This is a genomic window from Variovorax sp. DAIF25, assembly GCF_050711835.1.
Classification (GTDB): domain Bacteria; phylum Pseudomonadota; class Gammaproteobacteria; order Burkholderiales; family Burkholderiaceae_C; genus Variovorax.
Genome location: NZ_CP136636.1, coordinates 3,105,648 through 3,126,481, shown reverse-complemented (window position 1 = coordinate 3,126,481; position 20,834 = coordinate 3,105,648). Strand labels below are relative to the sequence as shown.

Sequence of the window (20,834 nt, the reverse complement as noted above, 5' to 3'; positions counted from 1 at the left end):
AATGACCCGCACTGTAGCTGCACCGAAACTCCCCGCGCACAAGGACTCCATCATGGCCAGCGAGCTGATCAAACACATCTCCGATTCCTCCTTCGAAGCCGACGTGCTCAAGTCCAGCCAGCCCGTGCTGGTCGACTACTGGGCCGAATGGTGCGGCCCCTGCAAGATGATCGCCCCGATCCTCGACGAAGTGTCGAGCGCCTACGAAGGCAAGCTGCAGATCGCCAAGCTCAACGTCGACGAGAACCGCGACATCCCCGCCAAGTTCGGCATCCGCGGCATCCCCACGCTGATGCTGTTCAAGGACGGCCAGCTCGCCGCCACCAAGGTCGGCGCCATGAGCAAAGCCCAGCTCACCGCCTTCATCGACCAGCAACTCGCCTGAGTGCTTTCAAACCGGCCAGCGCGCAACGCGTTGGCCGGCGCGTTTTTCCTGTCATAATCCTTAGCAGATCGCCGGCCCTTTCAGGTAGCCGGTTCGAGTTCCCCGGTCAGTGAGGCAGTTCTCGTCTCACATCGAACCACCCCCCTGTTCTCCGTTTCTCCTCGATTGCCCCCGCAAGGGGTCGTTCCATGCACTTAAACGAACTCAAGGCACTCCACGTGTCTGAAGTCCTCAAGCAGGCCGAAGCCCTTGAGATCGAAAACGTCGGCCGCATGCGCAAGCAGGAGCTGATGTTCGCGATCATCAAGAAGCGCGCGAAGGCCGGCGAACAGGTCTTCGCCGACGGTGTGCTCGAAATCCTGCCCGACGGCTTCGGCTTCCTGCGCAGCCCGGACACCAGCTTCACCGCCAGCACCGACGACATCTACATCAGCCCGAGCCAGGTGCGCCGCTTCAACCTGCACACCGGCGACATGATCGAGGGCGAGGTGCGCATTCCGAAGGACGGCGAGCGCTACTTCGCGCTGACCAAGCTCGACGCCGTCAACGGCGGACCGCCCGAGCAGAACAAGCACAAGGTGATGTTCGAAAACCTGACGCCGCTGTTCCCCAAGGAACAGATGCGCCTCGAGCGCGACGGCATCAAGGGCGAAGAGAACATCACCGGTCGCGTGATCGACATCATCGCGCCCATCGGCAAGGGCCAGCGCGCCCTGCTCGTGGCACCGCCCAAGAGCGGCAAGACGGTGATGATGCAGCACATCGCGCACGCGATCAGCGCCAACTACCCCGAGGTCCACATGATGGTGCTGCTCGTCGACGAGCGCCCCGAAGAAGTGACCGAAATGCAGCGCACGGTGAAGGGCGAAGTCATCGCCTCCACCTTCGACGAGCCCGCCGCGCGCCACGTGCACGTGGCCGAGATGGTGATCGAGCGCGCCAAGCGTCTGGTCGAGCTCAAGAAGGACGTGGTGATCCTGCTCGACTCGATCACCCGCCTCGCACGCGCCTACAACAACGTCGTGCCCTCGTCGGGCAAGGTGCTGACCGGCGGCGTCGATGCCAACGCACTGCAGCGTCCCAAGCGCTTCCTGGGTGCCGCTCGCAACGTCGAGGAAGGCGGCTCGCTGACCATCATCGGCACCGCGCTGATCGACACCGGCAGCCGCATGGACGAAGTGATCTTCGAAGAGTTCAAGGGCACCGGCAACTCCGAAATCCACCTCGACCGCCGCCTCTACGAGAAGCGCGTATTCCCCTCGATCCAGCTCAACCGCAGCGGCACGCGCCGCGAAGAGCTGCTGCTCGCGCCCGAGATCCTGCAGAAGACCCGCATCCTGCGCCAGCTCATGTACAACATGGACGAGATCGAGTCGATGGAGCTGATGCTCAAGAACATGAAGGCGACGAAGACCAATGTCGAGTTCTTCGACATGATGCGTCGCGGGGGTTGAGCCGGTCTTCGACCGAAGCTCGCCTCCCCAAAAAGCGCGTTGCATCGCAAGATGCAGCGCGCTTTTTTCATGGGCGCGCGACGGGCAGCGCGCGACCTTCCTCGGCACTGCGCCGGCCGAGATCGAGCAGTTCCATCAGCGCCACCGCCTGCACGGGCGGCACGGGATTCGGCCCCTGGCCGAGGATCGCGTCGCGCACGGCCGCGTAGTACGCGACGTAGTCGCCCGCGCGCGTGGGCCAGGCGCGCTTCGCCACCGTGCCGTCGGCAACGGGCAGCACGAGCTCGCCATCGAGCGGATCGGCGCCCCACCCCGCCATCGGCGGTCGCTGGCCGGCGCGCAGCGCATCCTCCTGCGGATCTACGCCGTGCTTGACGTAGCTGCCACGCGTGCCGTGCACGAGGTAGCGCGGCGCCGCATGGGCCGCGAGCGTGGTCGAGTGCAGCACCACGCGCAGCGGCGCATGCGGCCCCGACTCGTAGCGCAGCACCGCGTGGAAATAGTCCTCGACCTGGGCGCCATCGCGCAGCACGGCGGTGTCGAGCTGCAGGGTGTCGGGCATGCCGAACAGCTGCACCGCCTGGTCGACCAGGTGCGCGCCCAGGTCGACCCAGATGCCCGCGCCCGGCACCTTCTGCTCGCGCCAGCGCTCGCGCACCTCGGGTCGGTAGCGGTCGAAATGCGATTCGAAATAGACCGGGCGGCCCAGCTCGCCGCTGGCCAGCAGTTCCTTCAGGGTCAGGAAATCGGCGTCGAAACGGCGGTTCTGGTAGACCGCGAGCACCCGATCGTTGCGTTCGGACAACAGCTTGAGCTCGCGCGCCTCGCCGGCATCGAGCGTGAACGGCTTGTCGACCACCACGTGCTTGCCGGCCAGCAGCGCCGTCTTCGCGACCGGATGGTGCTGGGCGTTCGGCGTGGCGACCACGACGAGATCGATGTCCTGCCGCGCGACCAGCGCCGCCGTGTCGGGCACCACGGCCACGCCGGGCCAGTCGGCATGCACCTTGTGCGGCTGGGAACTGGCCACGGCCGCCAGTTCGAGCCCGGGCACGGCCGACAGCACGGGGGCATGGAAGGTCTGGCCGGCAAAGCCGTAGCCGACGAGGCCGGCGCGCAGGGGTCTGGAGGTCATGGGAGGCCCGATTTGGCTGGGGACGGGCCGAACTGGCCGCCATCGGCCCAGTATGCGATAATCGACGGCTTCGCGAAAAGTGCGGCCGGCGTCCTGCCCGCCAGTGGCTCTCGCATCGACCCCCAAGGAAAGACCATGGCAAAAGAAGGCATCCACCCGAATTACCGCGAAGTCCTGTTCGTCGACATGTCGAACGGCTTCAAGTTCGTGACCCGTTCCTGCGTGAACACGAAGGAAACCGCCAAGGCGGACGACGGCCGCGAGCTGCCCCTGTTCAAGCTGGACACGACCAGCGAATCGCACCCGTTCTACACCGGCACCCAGAAGTCGGTCGACAACATGGGCGGTCGCGTCGAGAAGTTCCGCAACCGCTTCGGCAAGACGACCGGCGCCGCTGCCTCCAAGTAAGGCACGCACCCAGGCTCAGGCCTGGCGTCGAGGGCAGCCCGGTTTACCGCGCTGCCCTTTTTGTTTCCCCCACCCGTTGCCGCCCATCGCCCTTTGAACCAGCCCACGCCCGCGATCGTTGCCCAGAATGCCGTGCGCCGGCTGCCGCGCATCGCGCTGCTGCTGCTGTGCGCCGCCTATCTGCTGCCGGGGCTGGTCGGCCGGGGACCCTGGAAGAGCGCCGACATCACGGCTTTCGGCTACATGGCCGAACTGGCGCGCAGCACCGAGGGCATCGCCCGCTGGTTCGATCCGCGCCTGCTGGGCATCGCGCCCGAAACGCCCGCGCTGGTGCCGTACTGGATCGGCGCGCTGGCGATCAAGATCGCGCCCGCCTGGCTGCATCCCGACTTCGCGGTGCGCATCGTGTTCGCGCTGCTGCTGTGGGGCACCTTCACCGCGACCTGGTACGCGGTCTATTACCTGGCGCGCACCGCGCGCGCCCAGCCCGTGGCCTTCGCCTTCGGCGGCGAGGCCCGGCCGACCGACTACGCGCGCGCCATGGCCGACGGCGCCCTGCTCGCGCTGATCGCCTGCCTGGGCCTGGCGCAGCTCGGCCATGAAACCACGCCCGCGCTGGCCCAGCTCTACTTCGCCTCGCACCTGTTCTACGGCGTGGCCGCCCTGCCCTACCGGCGCGCCGGGCCGGTCATCGCGCTGGTGGTCGGCACGCTGGGCATGACGCTCAGCGGCGGCCCGACCGTCGGCCTGGCTCTCGCCACCGGCAGCGTGCTGTTCATCGCCTACGAGCGCCGCCGCATGCGCCGCGCCGCCGAACCCGCGAGCACCGGCTGGTCGGGCGTGGGCGAGGACGAAGGCCCGGGCTACACGCGCGGTGCGCTGTTCACCATGGCCGGCGTGACGCTGCTGGCCGCGGCGCTCGCGATCGGCCTCGGCCTGCTGCAATGGAAGATCGACCTGCCCGGCGCCCATCCCGGCACCTCGATCGCGAGCGACATCCGCAGCCAGGCCCGGCTGCTGCTGTGGTTCACCTGGCCGGCCTGGCCGCTCGCGCTGTGGACGCTGTGGCGCTGGCGCCGCCAGCTCGCGGCGCGCCACGTGGCGCTGCCGTTCTGGTTCGCGCTGGTGCCGCTGGCCGCCACCTGGACCACCGACTACTCCGACCGCTCGCTGATGCTGGCGCTGCCCGCGATGGCCACGCTCGCGGCCTTCGCGCTGCCGACCTTCCGGCGCAGCGTGGCGGCGCTGGTCGACTGGTTCACCCTGCTCTTCTTCAGCGGCCTCGCGCTGCTGGGCTGGATCTACTGGATCGCGATGCAGACCGGCTACCCGCCCAAGCCCGCGGCCAGCGTGGCGCGGCTGGTGCCGGGCTTCGTGCCCGAGTTCTCGCCGATCGCCTTCGTGCTCGCGCTCGCCGCCACCATCGCCTGGTGCTGGCTGGTGCGCTGGCGCACCGGCCGCCACCGCGCGGCGCTCTGGAAGACGCTGGTGCTGCCGGCCGGCGGCACCGCGCTGTGCTGGATGCTGCTGATGACGCTGTGGCTGCCACCGATCGACTATGCGCGCAGCTACGCGCCGCAGGTGCGCGCGGTGAGCGAGCGCGTGGGCCATCCCAAGTGCGTGGCCGAGCTCGCGCTGAGCCGCGCCCACATCGCGGCGCTGCAATACCACGGCCACTTCGAGCTGCAGCCGCTGCTGCTGGGCACCGACTGCCCGTGGCTGCTGGTGGCCCCCGAGACCATCGAGCGGCTGCACACCATCATCTCGCTCGACCAATGGCGCTTCGCGGGGACCCTGCGCCGCCCCAGCAGTCCCTCCGACGACCTGCTGCTGTACGAGAAGATCGCACCGCGGTGAGGGGCGAACGCGGACTGATCGCCCGCCACGCGGGCACGGTGCTGGTCGGCCAGCTCGCCGTGATGGCCTTCGGCGTGACCGACACCATCGTGGCCGGCCGCTATTCCGAGGACGCGCTGGCCGCCCTCTCGGTCGGTGCCGCCATCTTCGTCAGCGTCTACGTCTCGCTCATGGGCGTGCTGCAGGCCCTGCTGCCGGTCTGGGCCGAGCTGCACGGCGGCGGCCGCGGCACCGAGGTGGGCCGCTCTGTGCGGCAGTCGCTCTACCTCGCGGGACTGGCGATCGTGGTGGGCATGGCGCTGCTGCTGCTGCCGGGCCCGGCCCTGCAATGGACTCAGGTGCCGCCCGCGATGCGCGGCGAGGTCGAGGCCTACCTGATGGTGCTGGCCTTCGGGCTCGCACCCGCGCTGCTGTTCCGCCTGTTCAGCACCCTGAGCCAGAGCCTGGGCAAGCCGCAGCTCGTGACCTGGCTGCAGCTCGGCTCGCTGGCGATCAAGCTGCCGCTGTCGGTCTGGTTCACCTTCGGCGGTGCCGGGCTGCCGGCCATGGGCCTGGTCGGCTGCGGCTGGGCCACGCTGGTCGTCAACTGGGCGATGCTCGGCTGCGCCGTGTGGCTGCTGCGCGCCAGCCCGTTCTACCGCGGCTACCGGCTCTGGCAACCGATCGAGAAGCCCGACTGGGCGCAGATCGGCCAGTTCGCGCGCCTGGGCGTGCCGGCCGGCCTCGCGGTGCTGGTCGAGGTCACCTCGTTCACGCTGATGGCGCTGTTCATCGCGCGCCTGGGCACGACCGCGGCCGCGGCGCACCAGATCGCCGCCAACCTGCTGGCCGTGGCCTACATGGTGCCGCTGTCGCTCGCGATCGCCACCAGCGCGCGCGTGAGCTTCTGGCTCGGCGCCGGCGATCCGGCACTGGCGCGGCGCGCCTGCCGCACCGGCTTCGAGCTGACCGTGCTGTGCGCGCTGCTGTTCGCGCTCGCCATGTGGGGGCTGCGCTTCCAGCTCGCGGCCGTGTATTCGGACAAGCCGGCCGTGATCGCGCTCGCGGGCGCGCTGCTGCTCGTGGTGGCGCTCTACCACTTCGCCGACGCGCTGCAGACCCTGTGCGTGTTCGTGCTGCGCTGCTACCGCGTCACGCTCGCGCCGCTGGCGATCTACTGCACGCTGCTGTGGGTGGTGGGCCTGGGCGGCAGCTACCTGCTGGCCTACCGCGGGCTCGGCCCCTGGCCGGCCATGCAGTCGCCGCTGGCGTTCTGGATCATGGGTGCCGCCGCGCTGGCCGTCACGGCGCTGCTGTTCGGTGCGCTGCTGCGCTGGACCATGGCGCACCGCGTGCGCGGCTGAGCGAACGACTGGGCGGCGAAAGCGGCGCGGCCGTTCAGGCCTGCAGCCGCGCCAGCACCCGCGCCTCGCGCACGCGCGTGGCCGGGAACAGCAGCGTGAAGCGCGACCCCTTGCCCACCGTGCTCTCGATGCGCAGCTCCGCGCCATGGCGCTGGGCGATGTGCTTGACGATCGCCAGCCCGAGCCCGGTGCCGCCGGTCTCGCGCGAACGGCTGCGGTCGATGCGATAGAAGCGCTCGGTCAGCCGCGGGATGTGCTCGGCCGCGATGCCCGGGCCGGTGTCCTTCACCGCGTACTCGCCGCGGCCGTCGGGCAACACGCGCCAGCTCACGGCCACCTCGCCGCCGCCGGGCGTGTAGCGGATCGCGTTGCTCAGCAGGTTCGACATCGCGCTCTGCAGCTCGGTGGCGGCGCCGGACATCTCCGAATCGGCATCGATGGTGAACGACAGCTTGTGGCCCAGCTGCGGCGAGAGCCGGCCCGACAGGCCGCGCCCCTCGTCCTCGCACTGCGCGAGCAAGGCGCGGATGCGGGTCCACTGGGTGCCACCGGGCGCGGCACTGCCCTCGAGGCGCGACAGGGTCAGCAGGTCGTTGACCAGCGTCTCCATGCGGTGCGACTGCTGCCCCATCAGCCCGAGATAGCGCGCGCGCTCGTCGGCATCGAGCGGCAGGTTCTGCAGCGTCTCGACGAAGCCCGCGAGCACCGTGAGCGGCGTGCGGATCTCGTGCGAGACGTTGGCCACGAAGTCGCGCCGCATCGCCTCGGCCTGCTCGAGCGCGGTGATGTCGCGCGTGAGCAGCATGCGGCGGTTGCCCGCGTAGGGATGCACCTGCACCGACAGCCGCACCGTGTGGCTGCGCTGCTGCGAGCCCGGGCCATGGCCGTCGATGACGACGTCGCGGCTGTAGTTCCACGACGCGAGGTAGGCGACGAAGGCCGGATCGCGCACGAGGTTGGCCAGGTGCTGCAGCAGGTCGCGCTCGGCATCGATGCCGAACTGCGCCGCCGCGGTCTGGTTGCACCACTCGATGCGGCCCTGCTCGTCGAGCAGCACCACGCCGTTGGGCGAGGCCTGGATGGCGGCCAGGAATTCCTGCAGCCGGTCCTCGGCCTGGCGGATCTGCTGTTCGCGGTCGCGCAGCAGCTTGCGGATGCGCTCGGCCAGCTCGCCCCACATGCCGACGCCGCGGCTGGGCAACCCCACCGCGTCGTTGCGCAGGATCTGCAGCAGCCGCTTGGCACGCCAGCCGTCGAAGGCCAGCCAGACCACCGCGCCGCCCCAGGCGCCGATCCAGCCGAGCTTCCAGCCAAAAAAGGCTGTAACGCCCGCTCCACCAAGGAGAGACGCTATTAAAAAAGTAGCAATGCGAAACGGCATGGCGGGCGATTATCCGCGCCCGCGGGCGGAGACGCTCACGGCGGTCAAACGGTGGCTTGGGCCGTCAGTCGGTAGCCGGCGCCGCGCACCGTCTCGACCATCGGGGACGCCGCACCGAGCGATTCGCGCAGGCGCTTGACGTGCACGTCGACCGTGCGCTCCTCGATGTAGACGTGGTCGCCCCACACCTTGTCGAGCAGCTGGGCCCGGCTGTGGACGCGCTCGGCGTGCTGCATCAGGTAGGCCAGCAGCTTGAACTCGGTCGGGCCGACCTTCAGCGCATTGCCTTGCCAGGTCACGCGGTGGGTGGCGGTGTCGAGCGCGAGCTCGCCGATCTCGACGCGCTCGGTCACCACCTCGGGCGCGCGGCGGCGCAGCACGGCGCGGATGCGCGCGAGCATTTCCTGGGTGGAAAAGGGCTTGGTGATGTAGTCGTCGGCGCCGGCGTCGAGGCCGGCCACCTTGTCGGGCTCGTCGCCGCGCGCGGTCAGCATCAGGATCGGGACGGCCTTGGTACGGGGGTCCTTGCGCCACTGGCGCGCGAGCTGCAGGCCGCTCTGGCCCGGCAGCATCCAGTCGAGCAGGATCAGGTCCGGCAGGAAGGCATCGATCTCGCGTTGGGCCGCCGCGCCATCCTCCGACCAGATCGGCTCGAAGCCGTTGTGGCGGAGGTTGACGGCGATCAGCTCGGCGATCGAGGACTCGTCTTCGACGATCAGGACTCGGGGTTTTTTCATGCTTTCTTGGGAGTCTTGCCGCAGTCGTACTGGTGTCGTTACTGCAGCGCCGACTCGATTTCCTGCATCGAAGTGTGCCGCACATCGGCCCCCTTGACGATGTAGATGATGAACTCGGCGATGTTCTTGGCGTGGTCGCCGATGCGCTCGATGGCCTTGGCCAGGAACAGCAGGTCGAGGCTCGCGGAGATGGTGCGCGGGTCTTCCATCATGTAGGTGACCAGCTTGCGCACGAAGCCATCGAACTCCTTGTCGATCAGGTCGTCGTCCTTGAGGATCGACAGCGCCGCGGCGGTGTCGAGGCGCGCGAACGCGTCGAGCGCGGTGCGCAGCAGGTTCGACGCCAGGTCGGCCGCGATGCGCAGCTCGGTGGTCGGCAGCACGCGCGAAGCACCGCTCTCGATGATCGACTTGACCATGCGCGCGATCTTGTTGGCCTCGTCGCCCACGCGCTCGAGGTTGGCGGTGGTCTTGGAGATCGCGATCAAGAGGCGCAGGTCGCGCGCGGTCGGCTGGCGACGCGCGATGATCGACGACAGCTCGCGGTCGATCTCGATTTCCATCGCGTTCACGCGGTGCTCGGTTTCCATCACGCGGTCGGCCGCGTCCGAATCGAACTGCAGCAGCGCGTAGATCGCCTGGTGGATCTGCGACTCGACCATGCCGCCGAGTTCCATCACGCGCGACGAGACGCCGTTGAGTTCGCTGTCGAACTGGCTGGAGAGGTGTTTTTCAGTCATGGTGTCGTCCTCTTTGCGTTGTTGCATCAGCCGAAGCGGCCGGTGATGTAGTCCTCGGTCTCCTTGCGCTGCGGCTTGAAGAACATCTGCTCGGTGGCACCGAACTCGATCAGGTCGCCCAGGTACATGTAGGCGGTGTAGTCGCTGCAGCGGGCCGCCTGCTGCATGTTGTGGGTCACGATGACCACCGTGTATTCGTTCTTCAGCTCGGCGATCAGTTCCTCGATCTTGGCGGTCGAGATCGGGTCCAGGGCCGAGCAGGGTTCGTCGAGCAGCAGCACTTCGGGCTTGATCGCGATGCCGCGCGCGATACACAGGCGCTGTTGCTGGCCGCCCGAGAGGCCCGAGCCGCTCTGCTGCAGCTTGTCGCGCACTTCGGTCCACAGGGCCGCCTTCTTCAGCGCCCATTCGACACGGTCGTCCATGTCGCTGGCCGAGAGATTCTCGAACAGCTTCACGCCGAAGGCGATGTTGTCGTAGATCGACATCGGGAACGGCGTCGGCTTCTGGAACACCATGCCGACCTTGGCGCGAATCAACGCCACGTCCTGCTTGCTGGTCAGCAGGTTCTCGCCGTCGAGCTCGATGGCGCCCTCGGCGCGCTGCTCGGGATAGAGCTCGAACATGCGGTTGAAGGTGCGCAGCAGCGTCGACTTGCCGCAGCCCGAGGGGCCGATGAAGGCCGTGACCTTGTTCTCGGGGATCTCGAGGTTGATGCCCTTGAGCGCGTGGAACTTGCCGTAGTAGAAGTTCAGGTTCTTGACCGAGATCTTCGCGGGCGATGCGGCGGCGGTGGGAGCGGTGATGGGTGCCATGTTGCGTTTCTCTTGTTCGTTCTGTGCGGGTTGCGTGGAAGCCGCTTCGGGTTCAGTGCTTGGAGCGCGTGAGGACCCGCGCCAGGATGTTGAGGGCGAGCACCGCGACGGTGATCAGGAACACGCCGGCCCAGGCGAGCTGTTGCCAGTTCTCGTAGGGGCTCATGGCGAACTTGAAGATCGTCACCGGCAGGCTGGCCATCGGCTGCGTCACGTCGGCGGTCCAGAACTGGTTGTTCAGGGCCGTGAACAGCAGCGGCGCGGTCTCGCCGGCGATGCGGGCCACGGCCAGCAGGATGCCGGTCACGACACCGGCGCGCGCGGCGCGCAGCGTGATGCTCAGGATCACCTTCCACTTCGGCGTGCCGAGGGCGTAGGCGGCTTCGCGCAGGCCCGGGGGCACCAGCTGCAGCATGTTCTCGGTGGTGCGGATCACGACCGGGATCACGATCAGCGCGAGCGACAGCGCACCGGCCAGGCCCGAGAAGTTCTTGAAGTAGGCCACGACCACCGCGTAGACGAACAGGCCGATCACGATCGACGGCGCCGACAGCAGAATGTCGTTGACGAAGCGCGTGATCGAGGACAGCAGGCCCTTGGGGTTGTACTCGGCCAGGTAGATGCCGGCCATGATGCCGATCGGCGTGCCGACGAAGGTCGCCAGCAGCACCATCACGAAGGAGCCGAAGATGGCGTTCAGGATGCCGCCCGGCTCGTTCGGCGGCGGGGTCATCTCGGTGAAGGCCATGATCGACAGGCCGCCGATACCGAGGCGCAGGGTCTCCCAGAGGATCCAGACGAGCCAGAACACGCCGAACACCATCGCGGCGAGCGACAGCGTGAGGGCGATCTTGTTGACGCGGTTGCGCGAGGCGAACCGGGCCTGGCGGGTTTCGGCCAGGGTCTTGGCGTTGATGAGGGATTGGCTTGTGCTCACGACTTCTTTCCTTCGCTCTTCTTCATCTGCGCCAGCAGCACCTTCGACAGCGACAGCACGACGAAGGTGATGAAGAACAGCACGAGGCCCAGGTACATCAGCGCGGCCTGGTGCAGGCCGGCGCCGGCTTCGGCGAACTCGTTGGCGAGCGCCGAGGTGATGCTGTTGGCCGCCTCGAACACCGAGAGCGAGTTCAGCTGGTTCATGTTGCCGATCACGAAGGTGACGGCCATGGTCTCGCCGAGCGCGCGGCCCAGGCCGAGCATGATGCCGCCGACGACGCCGGCCTTGGTGTAGGGCAGCACGACCTTGGAGACGACCTCCCAGGTGGTGGAACCGAGGCCGTAGGCCGATTCCTTGAGCAGCGGGGGCGTGACCTCGAACACGTCGCGCATCACCGAGGCGATGAACGGGATGATCATGATCGCGAGGATGATGCCCGCCGAGAGAATGCCGATGCCCACCGGGGGACCGGACACCAGCGCGCCGAGGTAGGGCACGCCGGCCAGCAGCTTCTGCAGCGGCTGCTGGACCCAGCTCGAGAGGATGGGGCCGAACACCAGCAGGCCCCACATGCCGTAGACGATCGACGGCACGGCAGCCAGCAGCTCGATGGCGGTGCCCAGCGGGCGCTTGAGCCAGCCGGGCGAGAGTTCGGTGAGGAAGAGCGCGATGCCGAAGCTCACGGGCACCGCGATCACCAGGGCGATGGCCGAGGTGGCCAGCGTGCCGTAGATCATCACGAGGCCGCCGTATTCGTTCTGGACCGGGTCCCACACGCTGCTCGTGAGGAAGCCGAGGCCGTACTTGGTGATGGCGGGCCAGGCGCCGACGATCAGCGACAGCAGGATGCCGATCAGCATCGCCAGCGTCAGCAGTGCGGCACCCTTGGCGGCCAGGCCGAACAGGCGATCGACCATGGGACCGGAGCGCGATGCCTTCATCGGCGGCGGTGCGGTGGTGCGGCCCTGCTCGGCGGAAAGATCGAGCGCGGTGGCGGCGGCGGGGAAAGTGGATGACACGTGTCGCTCCGGCAAGGACGAAAGCGGCGCGCCATCGAGCGGATTGCTGCTCATTGGCGCGCCGTGTTTTCTTTTTCTGATCAGGGAGAAGAAGGAGGCTTACTTGAACGCGACGGGCTTGCCCGAAGCGTCCTTGACCTCACCCCAGGCCTTGGCGATCGTGGCCTTCACGGCGTCGGGCATCGGCACGTAGTCCAGGTCGTCGGCCGTCTTGTCGCCGCTCTTGTAGGCCCAGTCGAAGAACTTCAGCACGGTGGTGGCGTTGGCCGGCTTGTCCTGCGTCTTGTGCAGCAGGATGAAGGTGGCGCCGGTGATCGGCCATGCACCCTTGTCCGACTGGTTCGTCAGCACCTGGTAGAAGCTCTTGTTCCAGTCGGCACCGGCGGCGGCGGCCTTGAAGGCGGTGTCGTCGGGCGAGACGAAGTTGCCGGCCGCGTTCTGCAGCTGGGCGTACGTCATCTTGTTCTGCTTGACGTAGGCGTATTCCACGTAGCCGATCGAGTTCGGCAGGCGGCCCACGAAGGCGGCGACGCCTTCATTGCCCTTGCCGCCCGCGCCGGTGGGCCAGTTCACGGCCGTGCCTTCGCCGACCTTGCTCTTCCACTCGGCATTGACCTTCGACAGGTAGTTGGTGAACAGGAAGCTGGTGCCCGAACCGTCGGCGCGGCGAACCGGGGCGATGGCAGCGTCGGGCAGGTTCAGCGAACCGTTCAGGGCCTTGATCGCGGGGTCGTTCCACTTCGTGATCTTGCCGAGGTAGATGTCGCCCAGCACCTGGCCGCTGAGCTTGAGTTCGCCGGGCTTGATGCCCTGGATGTTCACGACCGGGATCACGCCGCCGATGACGGTGGGGAACTGCATCAGGCCCTTGGCCTGGAGTTCGTCGTCCTTCAGGGGAGCGTCCGACGCGCCGAAGTCGACGGTCTTGGCTTCGATCTGCTTCAGGCCGGCGCCCGAACCGACCGACTGGTAGTTGATCTTGACGCCGGTGGCCTTGTTGAAGTCCGAAGCCCACTTGGCATACAGCGGGGCGGGGAAGCTGGCGCCGGCACCGGTCACGTCCTGGGCGAACGCGGGAAGAGCGAAAACCGCGGCGACGAGGCCGGCGGTTGCAAATTTGAACGTCGTTTTCATGAAGCTTCCTTTAGAAGTAAGAAGTAGTCCCCTTTCGGGCTTGCGACGGACTCTAGAAAGCTTGTGTGACATCGATGTGACACCCCTCTGTCGAGGGAAAATGGGGCCGCGGAGCCCTCCGGCTCTGTGACGCTGTCACACAACCGTCATGCGCCCGAACTAGCCTCTCGAACCTCGCTGCGGTGGGGTTTGGAGGCGGTTGGGGAAACCGTCAACGACATACGAATCAGGCTCCGCCTTCTTTACTACAACATGCAAAACGGCACCCGCCTCGCAGCGGTCGATCTCGGTTCCAACAGCTTCCGGCTCGAAATCGGCCAGGTCGATCACGGCCAGATCCACCGCACCGAATACCTGAAGGAGACCGTGCGCCAGGGCAACGGCCTGGACAGCGCACGCAACCTCACGCCAGAAGCCATGCAGCGCGGCTGGGACGCCCTCGCCCGCTTCGGCGAGCGGCTGGCCGGCTTCAAGCGCTCGCAGGTACGGGCCGTCGCCACCCAGACGCTGCGCGAGGCGCGCAACCGCGAGGAATTCCTGCTGCGCGCGCGCACCATCCTGGGCTTCGGCATCGACGTGATCCCCGGGCGCGAGGAAGCCCGCCTGATCTATCAGGGCGTGGCGCACATGCTGCCCCACAACGACGCCTCCGACCGCGAACGCCGGCTGGTGATCGACATCGGCGGGCGCTCCACCGAAATGATCATCGGCCGGGCCCTCGAGGCCGAGCTGATGGAGTCGTACCGCGTCGGCAGCGTCGCCTGGTCGATGAAGCACTTCCCCGAGGGCCAGTTCACCGCCGCCGCCTTCCGGGCCGCCGAGGTCGCGGCCAAGGCGGTGCTCGACGACGCGCTCGGCAGCTACACGCGCGACCAGTGGGACGTGGCCTATGGCGCCTCGGGCACGATCGGCGCGGTCGGCGACGTGCTGGCCGCGGCCGGCGGCGAGCCCGGCGTGGTCAGGCGCGAGGGCCTCGACTGGCTGCTCGACCGGCTGCTCAAGGCCGGCGGCGCCGACAAGCTGCGCATCGAAGGCATGCGCGAGGACCGCAAGGCGGTCATCGGCGGCGGCCTCAGCGTGCTGCGCGCGGTGTTCGACCTGCTGGGCATCGAGGAGATGAAGGTGGCCCAGGGCGCGCTGCGCCACGGCGTGCTCTACGAACTGCTCGAACGCGACGATAGCGTGGCCGACATGCGCACCACCACGGTCGCGCGCCTCGCCACTCGTTTCGCGGTCGACCCCACCCAGGCCCGCCGCGTGGGCGACACGGCCGCCGCCCTGTTCGTGCAGCTGGCGCCGGCCGCGCGCGGCGGCAGCACCACCAGCCGCGCCGGCCGCGCGCTGCGCAAGCTCGGCTGGGCCGCGCAGCTGCACGAGATCGGCGCGCTGGTCTCGCACAGCGACTACCACAAGCACGGCGCCTACATCCTCGACAACACCGACGCGCCCGGCTTCGCGGTGAACGAGCTGCACGCCCTCGCCCAGCTGGTGCTAGGCCAGCGCGGCAAGCTGCGCAAGCTCGAGGCCTCGCTCGACGACGAGACCTTCGTGATGCAACTGCTGGCGCTGCGGCTCGCGGTGATCCTGTGCCACGCGCGCCGCGACCCCGCGCCCGACGCGCTGCACCTGTCGACGCTCGGCACCCGCACCTTCTCGATCGCCTGCGCGCCCGACTGGGCCGAGGCCTTCCCGCAGTCGGCCCACCTGCTGCGCGAGGAGGTGCTGGCCTGGCAGAAGATCAGTACCTGGCGCGTGGACCTGGCGGGCTGCTGAGCCGCCCGGCCGGATGGCCGGCGGACAGCCGGCACCTCCGCCCGCGGCGTTGACACCGAACGAGCGGCGTGGCCGCGCGCAGCCTCAGAGCAGTTCGGGCGACTGCACCGTCACCACGACGGTCTGCACGTCGCCATCGCGCTCGCGCGTGCGGATCCACCACAGCGCGCCCTTGCGCACCGGGCAGCTGTCCTGCTTCAAGCCCAGCAGCAGCGAGATCGCCTGCCCCAGCGAAGGCTGGTGGCCGATCATCAGCACCACCGACTTGCCGTTGGGCCAGCCGGCCGAGGCCAGCAGCGCATCGGCGGTGGTGTCGGGAGCGAGTTCGCTGCGCAGCTTGTACTTGCGCCCGAGCGCCAGCGCGGTTTGCTCGCAGCGCCGCGCGGGGCTGCTGATGATGCGCGTGCCGTCGGGCAGCTGGCGGTCGAGCCAGCTGGCCATTCGCTTGGCCTGCTTCTCGCCGCGCGCGGTGAGCGAGCGCTGCATGTCGTCGCAGCCCTCGGTCCAGTCATCGGCTTCCGCATGGCGCCAGAAGATCAGGTCCATGGTCATCGTCTTTCGAACTTCGGCTTCATTCGCCGGATGCGACGTCACGGGGCCCTCGCGCTGCATAGCGGTTCATCAGGGCGGCCTGCGCGCCGTGCGCCTCGATCGCACGCGACGCGCCGGCCTCGCCGGGGTGCGTGTCGTGGTCGATGCGGGTGTAGACGCCATCGGCGCCCAAGTCCCAGGCATCGCGGCCGTCGTGCAGGTAGGCGACCAGGCACTCGTCGATGAGGCGCTGGCGCAGCACCGGGTCGGTCACGGGCCAGGCGAGCTCGATGCGCCGCATCATGTTGCGGTTCATCCAGTCGGCGCTCGACAGGTAGAGCGACTCGTCCTCGCCATGGCGGAAATAGAACACCCGCGAATGCTCGAGGAAGCGGCCGATCACCGAGCGCACGCGGATGTTGTCGGTCAGCCCCGGCACCTGGGCCGGCAGCGTGCAGGCACCGCGCACGATCAGGTCGATCTTCACGCCCTTCTGCCCCGCGTGCACCAGCGCCGCGACCAGTTCCTCGTCGGTCAGCGCATTCATCTTGGCGACGATGCGCGTGGGCTCGCCGCGCTCGGCGGCCGCGGCCAGCGTGGCGATCTGCGCGCGGATGTTGCTGTGCAGGTCGAAGGGCGCGAGCCACACGCGGTTGAGCTTGGGCAGCTTGCTCTGGCTCGCGAGGTGCACGAACACCGCTTCCATGTCGGCGGTCAGCAGCGGGTCGGCCGTGAGGTGGCTGATGTCGGTGTACAGGCGCGCGGTGCGCGGGTTGTAGTTGCCGGTCGACAGGTGGCCGTAGCGGCGCATCTGCTTGCCCTCGCGGCGCGTCACCAGCAGCATCTTGGCGTGGGTCTTCAGGCCCACCACGCCGTACACCACCTGGGCGCCGATCGACTCGAGCATCTCGGCCCAGTTGATGTTGGCCTCTTCGTCGAAGCGCGCCTTGAGCTCCACCACCACGGTGACTTCCTTGCCGCGGCGCACCGCCTCGCGCAGCAGCTCCATCAGCTCGGAGTCGGCGCCGGTGCGGTAGATGGTCTGCTTGATCGCCAGCACCTGCGGGTCGTGCACCGCCTCGCGCAGGAAGGCCAGCACGCCCTCGAAGCTCTCGAAGGGCTGGTGGATCAGCACGTCGCCGCGCTGCAGCCGCTCGAAGAAGGACTGCGCGGGCGACAGCGTGATCGGGTAGGAGGCCTGGTAGGGCTTGAAGCGCAGCTTCGGCTCGTCGAGCAGGTCGGCCAGCTGCGTGAAGCGCGCCAGGTTGACCGGGCCGTGCACGCGGTACAGCGCCTCGGGCGGCAGGTTGAACTGCTCGAGCAGGAAGCTCGCGAGCGACTCGGCGCAGCTGGCCGACACCTCCAGGCGCACCGCCTGGCCGAAGTGCCGGTGCTGCAGGCCCTGGCGCAGCGCGGTGCGCAGGTTCTTCACGTCCTCCTCGTCCACCGCGAGGTCGGAATGGCGCGTGACGCGGAACTGCGAGAAGTCGCCGACCTCGCGCCCCGTGAACATCGAGGACAGGTGCGCGCGCACCACGCTCGACAGCGCCACGAACAGCGTCTTGCCGTCCGACACCTTGGCCGGCATCTTGATCAGCCGCGGCAGCACGCGCGGCACCTTCACGATCTGGATCGGGTTCTCGCGCCCGAAGGCGTCCTTGCCGCCCAGGCGCACGATGAAGTTGAGCGACTTGTTCGCGACCTGCGGGAACGGATGCGAGGGGTCGAGCCCCACCGGCAGCAGCAGCGGGCGCACCTCGCGCTCGAAATACTCGGCCACCCACTTGCGCTGCGCGGGGTTGCGCTCGCCGTGCGAAATGATGTGGATGCCGTGCGTGCCGAAGGTCGGCATCAGCTCGTCGTTGTAGAGCGCGTACTGGCGCGCCACCAGCGTGTGGACCGCCTCGGCCAGCCGGCGGAAGGACTCGACCGTGTAGGTGCCCTTGTGGTCGTCGGCGCTGCCCGCGATCAGGTGCGGTGCGGCGCGGACCTCGAAGAACTCGTCGAGGTTCGACGAGACGATGCACAGGTAGCGCAGGCGCTCGATCAGCGGCACCTCGGGGCGGTGCGCCCAGTCGAGCACCCGCTCGTTGAACGACAGGATGCTGTGGTCGCGGTCAAGCAAGGTGAATTTCGGCGTCTCGGCCACGGAAGGCAGCGAATCGGCCGGATCGGAAGGCATGGACACGGATTCTGGAACAAGCGGCACCATGGCCGTGCTCGATAAAGGGAATGTGACAGTGTCATGCGGGTTTGTGACATTTGCATGACTTTCCCGTGACGCCGTCGACATGCCTACTTTCGACTGCTCTTCCCCGTCCGGCGGCAGGACGGACGACCCGTTCGCGGGTCGGACGACCGCTGGTTTCATGCGCCCAGGAAATGCTTGCGGTAGCGCGCCGGCAGATCGTCGATGCGCATCAGCATCGGCAGGTCGGCGGTGTTGAAGTCCGGATCCCAGGCCGGCGCGCCGAGCACCTTGGCGCCCAGGCGCAGGTAGCCCTTGATCAGCGCGGGCGGTTCCACGTCGAGGCTGCCGTCGAGGCGCTCGACCGGCAGCGCGAGCCGCGGCTGCACCTGGTACTGGATCGGCGCCATGTGGCTGGCCGAGAGCTGGCGCCAGATGCTGGCCGCCGCGTCGCCGCAGGTCACGCCGTTGTGCGACATCGGGATGCTGGCGCAGCCGATCATCGTGTCGAGCTTGTTGCGGTGCATGAAACCGGCCAGCGCGCCCCACAGCGCCAGGATCACGCCGCCCTGGCGGTGCTCGGGGTGCACGCAGCTGCGGCCCAGCTCGACCATGCGCTCGCGCAGGTCGCGCAGGCGGGTCAGGTCGAATTCGGTGTCGCTGTAGGTGCTGCCCACGCGGCGCGCCTGGGCCGGCGTCAGCACGCGGTAGGTGCCGATCACCTGCTGCGTCAGTTCGTCGCGCACCAGCAGGTGTTCGCAGAAGTCGTCGAACAGGTCCACGTCGTGGCCGGGCAGCGAGGTGGAGATGCGGGCACCCATCTCGCCGACGAACACTTCATAGCGCAGGCGCTGGGCCGCGCGCACATCGTCCTGGTGACGGGCCCAACCGACGGTGATGCCCTGCTTGGCCTCGATGACGGGGGCCGGCACGACGACCGCGGGGCTGACGGCAGCGGGGACCTTGGGCGTCGCGATGACGGCGGCGGCGGTGCCGGCGACAACGGGCGCGGGCCAGAGGGCTGCGCGGAGCCCGATCTGCGACAGCGGAAATGTCGGGTTGGGCAGTTCTTTCATGTGGAAACCCTTTCTGCTGGGCGAGTCTCGGCACCCGTGGTGAAAAGCGCGTGTCATGGCCGTGGCAATTGCATGACGATGTGACGGGCCGCCGGCCTTCCTTTCGGGGTGCTCCGCCGCCGCTTCTTTGACGTCTAATGGCTTTCATCGCCGAACCCGCACCGACCTGGAGTCCTCGCCCGATGGCCCTCACCGACGCTTCCACCGCCGCACCGGCTCCCGCCGGCGGTAACCGACAGTTGCAGACCTTTCCGGTACTCAACGACAGCGAGATCGCGCGCATCGCGCGTTTCGGCAGCGTGCAGCACTTCGCGCGCGGCAGCCGGCTGTTCACCGCCGGCGAGGTCGGCGCCGGCATGTTCGTGCTGCTCAAGGGCGTGGTCTCGGTCACCCAGCGCGACGGCCTGGGCCACGTGGTGCCGATCGTGCGCCAGGGGCCGGGCGAATTCCTGGCCGAGGTCGGCCAGCTCAGCGGCCGCCCCGCCCTGGTCGACGGCCATGCCGAGGAGGACGTCGAGGCGCTGGTGCTGCCGCCCGCGCAACTGCGCGCCCTGCTGGTGGCCGAGGCCGACCTCGGCGAGCGCATCACCCGCGCGCTGATCCTGCGGCGCGTGGCGCTGATCGAATCGGGCGCCGCCGGCCCGGTGCTGATCGGCCAGCCGCAGTCGCCCGACATGGCGCGGCTCGAGAACTTCCTGCGCCGCAACGGCCATCCCTATCACCTGGTCGATGCCGACCAGGACCCCGACGCCGCCGCGCTGCTGGCGCAGTACGGCGGCCACCAGCTGCTGGCCGTGTGCCCCAACGGCTCGGTGCTGGTGAACCCGGCCGAGGACGCGCTGGCGCTGTGCCTGGGCATGGTCGATGCCGCGGCGCACGACGAGCTCTACGACGTGGCCGTGGTCGGCGCCGGCCCGGCCGGCCTCGCGACCGCCGTCTACGCGGCCTCCGAGGGACTGCGCGTGATCGTGCTCGACTGCCGCGCCTTCGGCGGCCAGGCCGGCGCCAGCGCGCGCATCGAGAACTACCTGGGCTTTCCCACCGGCATCTCGGGCCAGGCGCTGGCCGGCCGGGCCTTCGTGCAGGCGCAGAAGTTCGGCGTCGAGATGCTGATCCCGGCCAAGGTGGCCTCGCTCGACTGCGCGCGCACCAACGCCGACGGCAGCCTCGCGATCGCGCTGGCCGACGGGCGCCGCATTTCGGCGCGCACCGTCGTCGTTGCCAGCGGTGCGCGCTACCGCCGGCCCGGCGTGCCCAGGCTGCACGAATTCGAGGGCCGCGGCATCTGGTACTGGGCCTCGGCCATCGAGGCCAAGCTCTGCGCGCAACAGGAGGTCGCGCTGGTCGGCGGCGGCAACTCGGCCGGCCAGGCCGCCGTGTTCCTCTCGCACCATGCGGCCAAGGTCAACGTGCTGGTGCGCGGCCCCTCGCTCGCGGCCAGCATGTCGCGCTATTTGATCGACCGCATCGAGGCCACGCCCAACATCTCGCTGCAGCCGCATACCGAACTGGTACGGCTGCACGGCGATCCCGACGACGGCCTCACCGGTGCCACCTGGCGCTGCCACAGCACGGGCGCCGAGCACGACTGCCCCGCGCGCAACATCTTCCTGTTCGTCGGCGCCGAGCCCGAGACCGACTGGCTCGCGGGCTGCGGCGTCGCGGTCGACAAGCACGGCTTCGTGCAGACCGGTCCCGACGCCAGCGCCGGCTTTCCGGCGCGCCCGGCCACCGCGCTCGAGACCAGCGTGCCCGGCGTCTTCGCCGTCGGCGACGTGCGCTCGGGCTCGGTCAAGCGCGTGGGCGGCGCGATCGGCGAAGGTGCGGCGGTGGTCGCGTTGATCCATCAGCACCTGGCCTCCAACTCGGCGGTGGCCTGAGTCCCCGATCCCTCCACCATTCATCCAGGAGAACCCGC

The 20,834-nt window shown here is 68.7% G+C and carries 18 protein-coding genes; 7 read left to right on the top strand and 11 right to left on the bottom strand.

The features are described from left to right. Positions 1-52: 52 nt before the first annotated feature. The gene (gene trxA, locus R0232_RS14460) at positions 53-385 is read left to right on the top strand and encodes a thioredoxin TrxA (protein WP_057594218.1); all 333 of its coding nucleotides are present in this window, start codon (positions 53-55) and stop codon (positions 383-385) included. A 188-nt stretch (positions 386-573) separates the two neighbouring features. Further along, positions 574-1,839, top strand: coding sequence for a transcription termination factor Rho (gene rho, locus R0232_RS14455; protein WP_057594219.1), 1,266 nt, complete (start codon positions 574-576; stop codon positions 1,837-1,839). Between the two features lie 67 nt (positions 1,840-1,906). Here rho and R0232_RS14450 read toward each other — a convergent pair whose 3' ends face one another. After that, positions 1,907-2,974: an oxidoreductase gene (locus tag R0232_RS14450; RefSeq protein ID WP_431512531.1), complete on the bottom strand. Its 1,068-nt coding sequence runs from the start codon at positions 2,972-2,974 to the stop codon at positions 1,907-1,909. Between the two features lie 135 nt (positions 2,975-3,109). Between R0232_RS14450 and R0232_RS14445 the strand changes: the two genes are divergently transcribed. The 3 genes from R0232_RS14445 to R0232_RS14435 all read left to right on the top strand — a co-directional run bounded on the left by R0232_RS14445 (position 3,110) and on the right by R0232_RS14435 (position 6,582). Beyond that, complete coding sequence (locus R0232_RS14445; protein WP_093341315.1) at positions 3,110-3,382, top strand: type B 50S ribosomal protein L31; 273 nt, start codon at positions 3,110-3,112, stop codon at positions 3,380-3,382. A 93-nt stretch (positions 3,383-3,475) separates the two neighbouring features. Beyond that, entirely contained in the window at positions 3,476-5,239 is a 1,764-nt protein-coding gene (locus R0232_RS14440; RefSeq protein WP_431512530.1) for a hypothetical protein, read from the top strand. After that, positions 5,236-6,582 (top strand): MATE family efflux transporter, encoded by a 1,347-nt coding sequence (locus R0232_RS14435; RefSeq protein WP_431512529.1) that lies wholly within the window; start codon positions 5,236-5,238, stop codon positions 6,580-6,582. Before R0232_RS14440 ends, R0232_RS14435 begins: the two co-directional genes overlap by 4 nt. Before the next feature lie 34 nt (positions 6,583-6,616). Here R0232_RS14435 and phoR read toward each other — a convergent pair whose 3' ends face one another. The 7 genes from phoR to pstS are packed head-to-tail and all read right to left on the bottom strand — an operon-like array spanning position 6,617 to position 13,348. Continuing rightward, positions 6,617-7,963 carry a phosphate regulon sensor histidine kinase PhoR gene (gene phoR, locus R0232_RS14430; protein ID WP_431512528.1) on the bottom strand — a complete coding sequence of 449 codons (1,347 nt, stop codon included), beginning with the start codon at positions 7,961-7,963 and terminating at the stop codon, positions 6,617-6,619. A 44-nt stretch (positions 7,964-8,007) separates the two neighbouring features. Continuing rightward, a complete protein-coding gene (gene phoB / locus R0232_RS14425) occupies positions 8,008-8,700 on the bottom strand; it encodes a phosphate regulon transcriptional regulator PhoB (RefSeq protein ID WP_057594225.1) in 693 nt (230 codons plus the stop codon). Positions 8,701-8,738: 38 nt separating this feature from the next. Then, the gene (gene phoU, locus R0232_RS14420; RefSeq protein WP_057594226.1) at positions 8,739-9,440 is read right to left on the bottom strand and encodes a phosphate signaling complex protein PhoU; all 702 of its coding nucleotides are present in this window, start codon (positions 9,438-9,440) and stop codon (positions 8,739-8,741) included. Positions 9,441-9,466: 26 nt separating this feature from the next. Beyond that, a complete protein-coding gene (gene pstB / locus R0232_RS14415; RefSeq protein WP_208510274.1) occupies positions 9,467-10,255 on the bottom strand; it encodes a phosphate ABC transporter ATP-binding protein PstB in 789 nt (262 codons plus the stop codon). Between the two features lie 52 nt (positions 10,256-10,307). After that, entirely contained in the window at positions 10,308-11,192 is an 885-nt protein-coding gene (gene pstA, locus R0232_RS14410) for a phosphate ABC transporter permease PstA (RefSeq protein WP_208510273.1), read from the bottom strand. After that, positions 11,189-12,268 carry a phosphate ABC transporter permease subunit PstC gene (pstC, locus tag R0232_RS14405; RefSeq protein WP_208510272.1) on the bottom strand — a complete coding sequence of 360 codons (1,080 nt, stop codon included), beginning with the start codon at positions 12,266-12,268 and terminating at the stop codon, positions 11,189-11,191. The genes pstA and pstC overlap by 4 nt, the downstream gene beginning before the upstream one ends. A 45-nt stretch (positions 12,269-12,313) precedes the next feature. Then, on the bottom strand, positions 12,314-13,348 hold the full coding sequence (gene pstS, locus R0232_RS14400) for a phosphate ABC transporter substrate-binding protein PstS (RefSeq protein ID WP_208510271.1): 1,035 nt from the start codon (positions 13,346-13,348) through the stop codon (positions 12,314-12,316). A 252-nt stretch (positions 13,349-13,600) separates the two neighbouring features. Between pstS and R0232_RS14395 the strand changes: the two genes are divergently transcribed. Then, positions 13,601-15,121, top strand: a complete 1,521-nt coding sequence (locus R0232_RS14395; RefSeq protein ID WP_431512527.1) for an exopolyphosphatase — start codon at positions 13,601-13,603, stop codon at positions 15,119-15,121. An 84-nt stretch (positions 15,122-15,205) separates the two neighbouring features. Here R0232_RS14395 and R0232_RS14390 read toward each other — a convergent pair whose 3' ends face one another. The 3 genes from R0232_RS14390 to R0232_RS14380 form a co-directional block, all read right to left on the bottom strand. Continuing rightward, positions 15,206-15,667 carry a SixA phosphatase family protein gene (locus tag R0232_RS14390; RefSeq protein ID WP_057594239.1) on the bottom strand — a complete coding sequence of 154 codons (462 nt, stop codon included), beginning with the start codon at positions 15,665-15,667 and terminating at the stop codon, positions 15,206-15,208. A 25-nt stretch (positions 15,668-15,692) separates the two neighbouring features. Then, the gene (ppk1, locus tag R0232_RS14385; protein ID WP_093341297.1) at positions 15,693-17,834 is read right to left on the bottom strand and encodes a polyphosphate kinase 1; all 2,142 of its coding nucleotides are present in this window, start codon (positions 17,832-17,834) and stop codon (positions 15,693-15,695) included. A 185-nt stretch (positions 17,835-18,019) separates the two neighbouring features. Further along, on the bottom strand, positions 18,020-18,916 hold the full coding sequence (locus tag R0232_RS14380; RefSeq protein ID WP_431512526.1) for a GNAT family N-acetyltransferase: 897 nt from the start codon (positions 18,914-18,916) through the stop codon (positions 18,020-18,022). 182 nt (positions 18,917-19,098) lie between these two features. Here R0232_RS14380 and R0232_RS14375 point away from each other — a divergent pair, with 182 nt between their 5' ends. Then, a complete protein-coding gene (locus R0232_RS14375) occupies positions 19,099-20,796 on the top strand; it encodes an FAD-dependent oxidoreductase (RefSeq protein WP_208507868.1) in 1,698 nt (565 codons plus the stop codon). Positions 20,797-20,834: the final 38 nt, after the last annotated feature.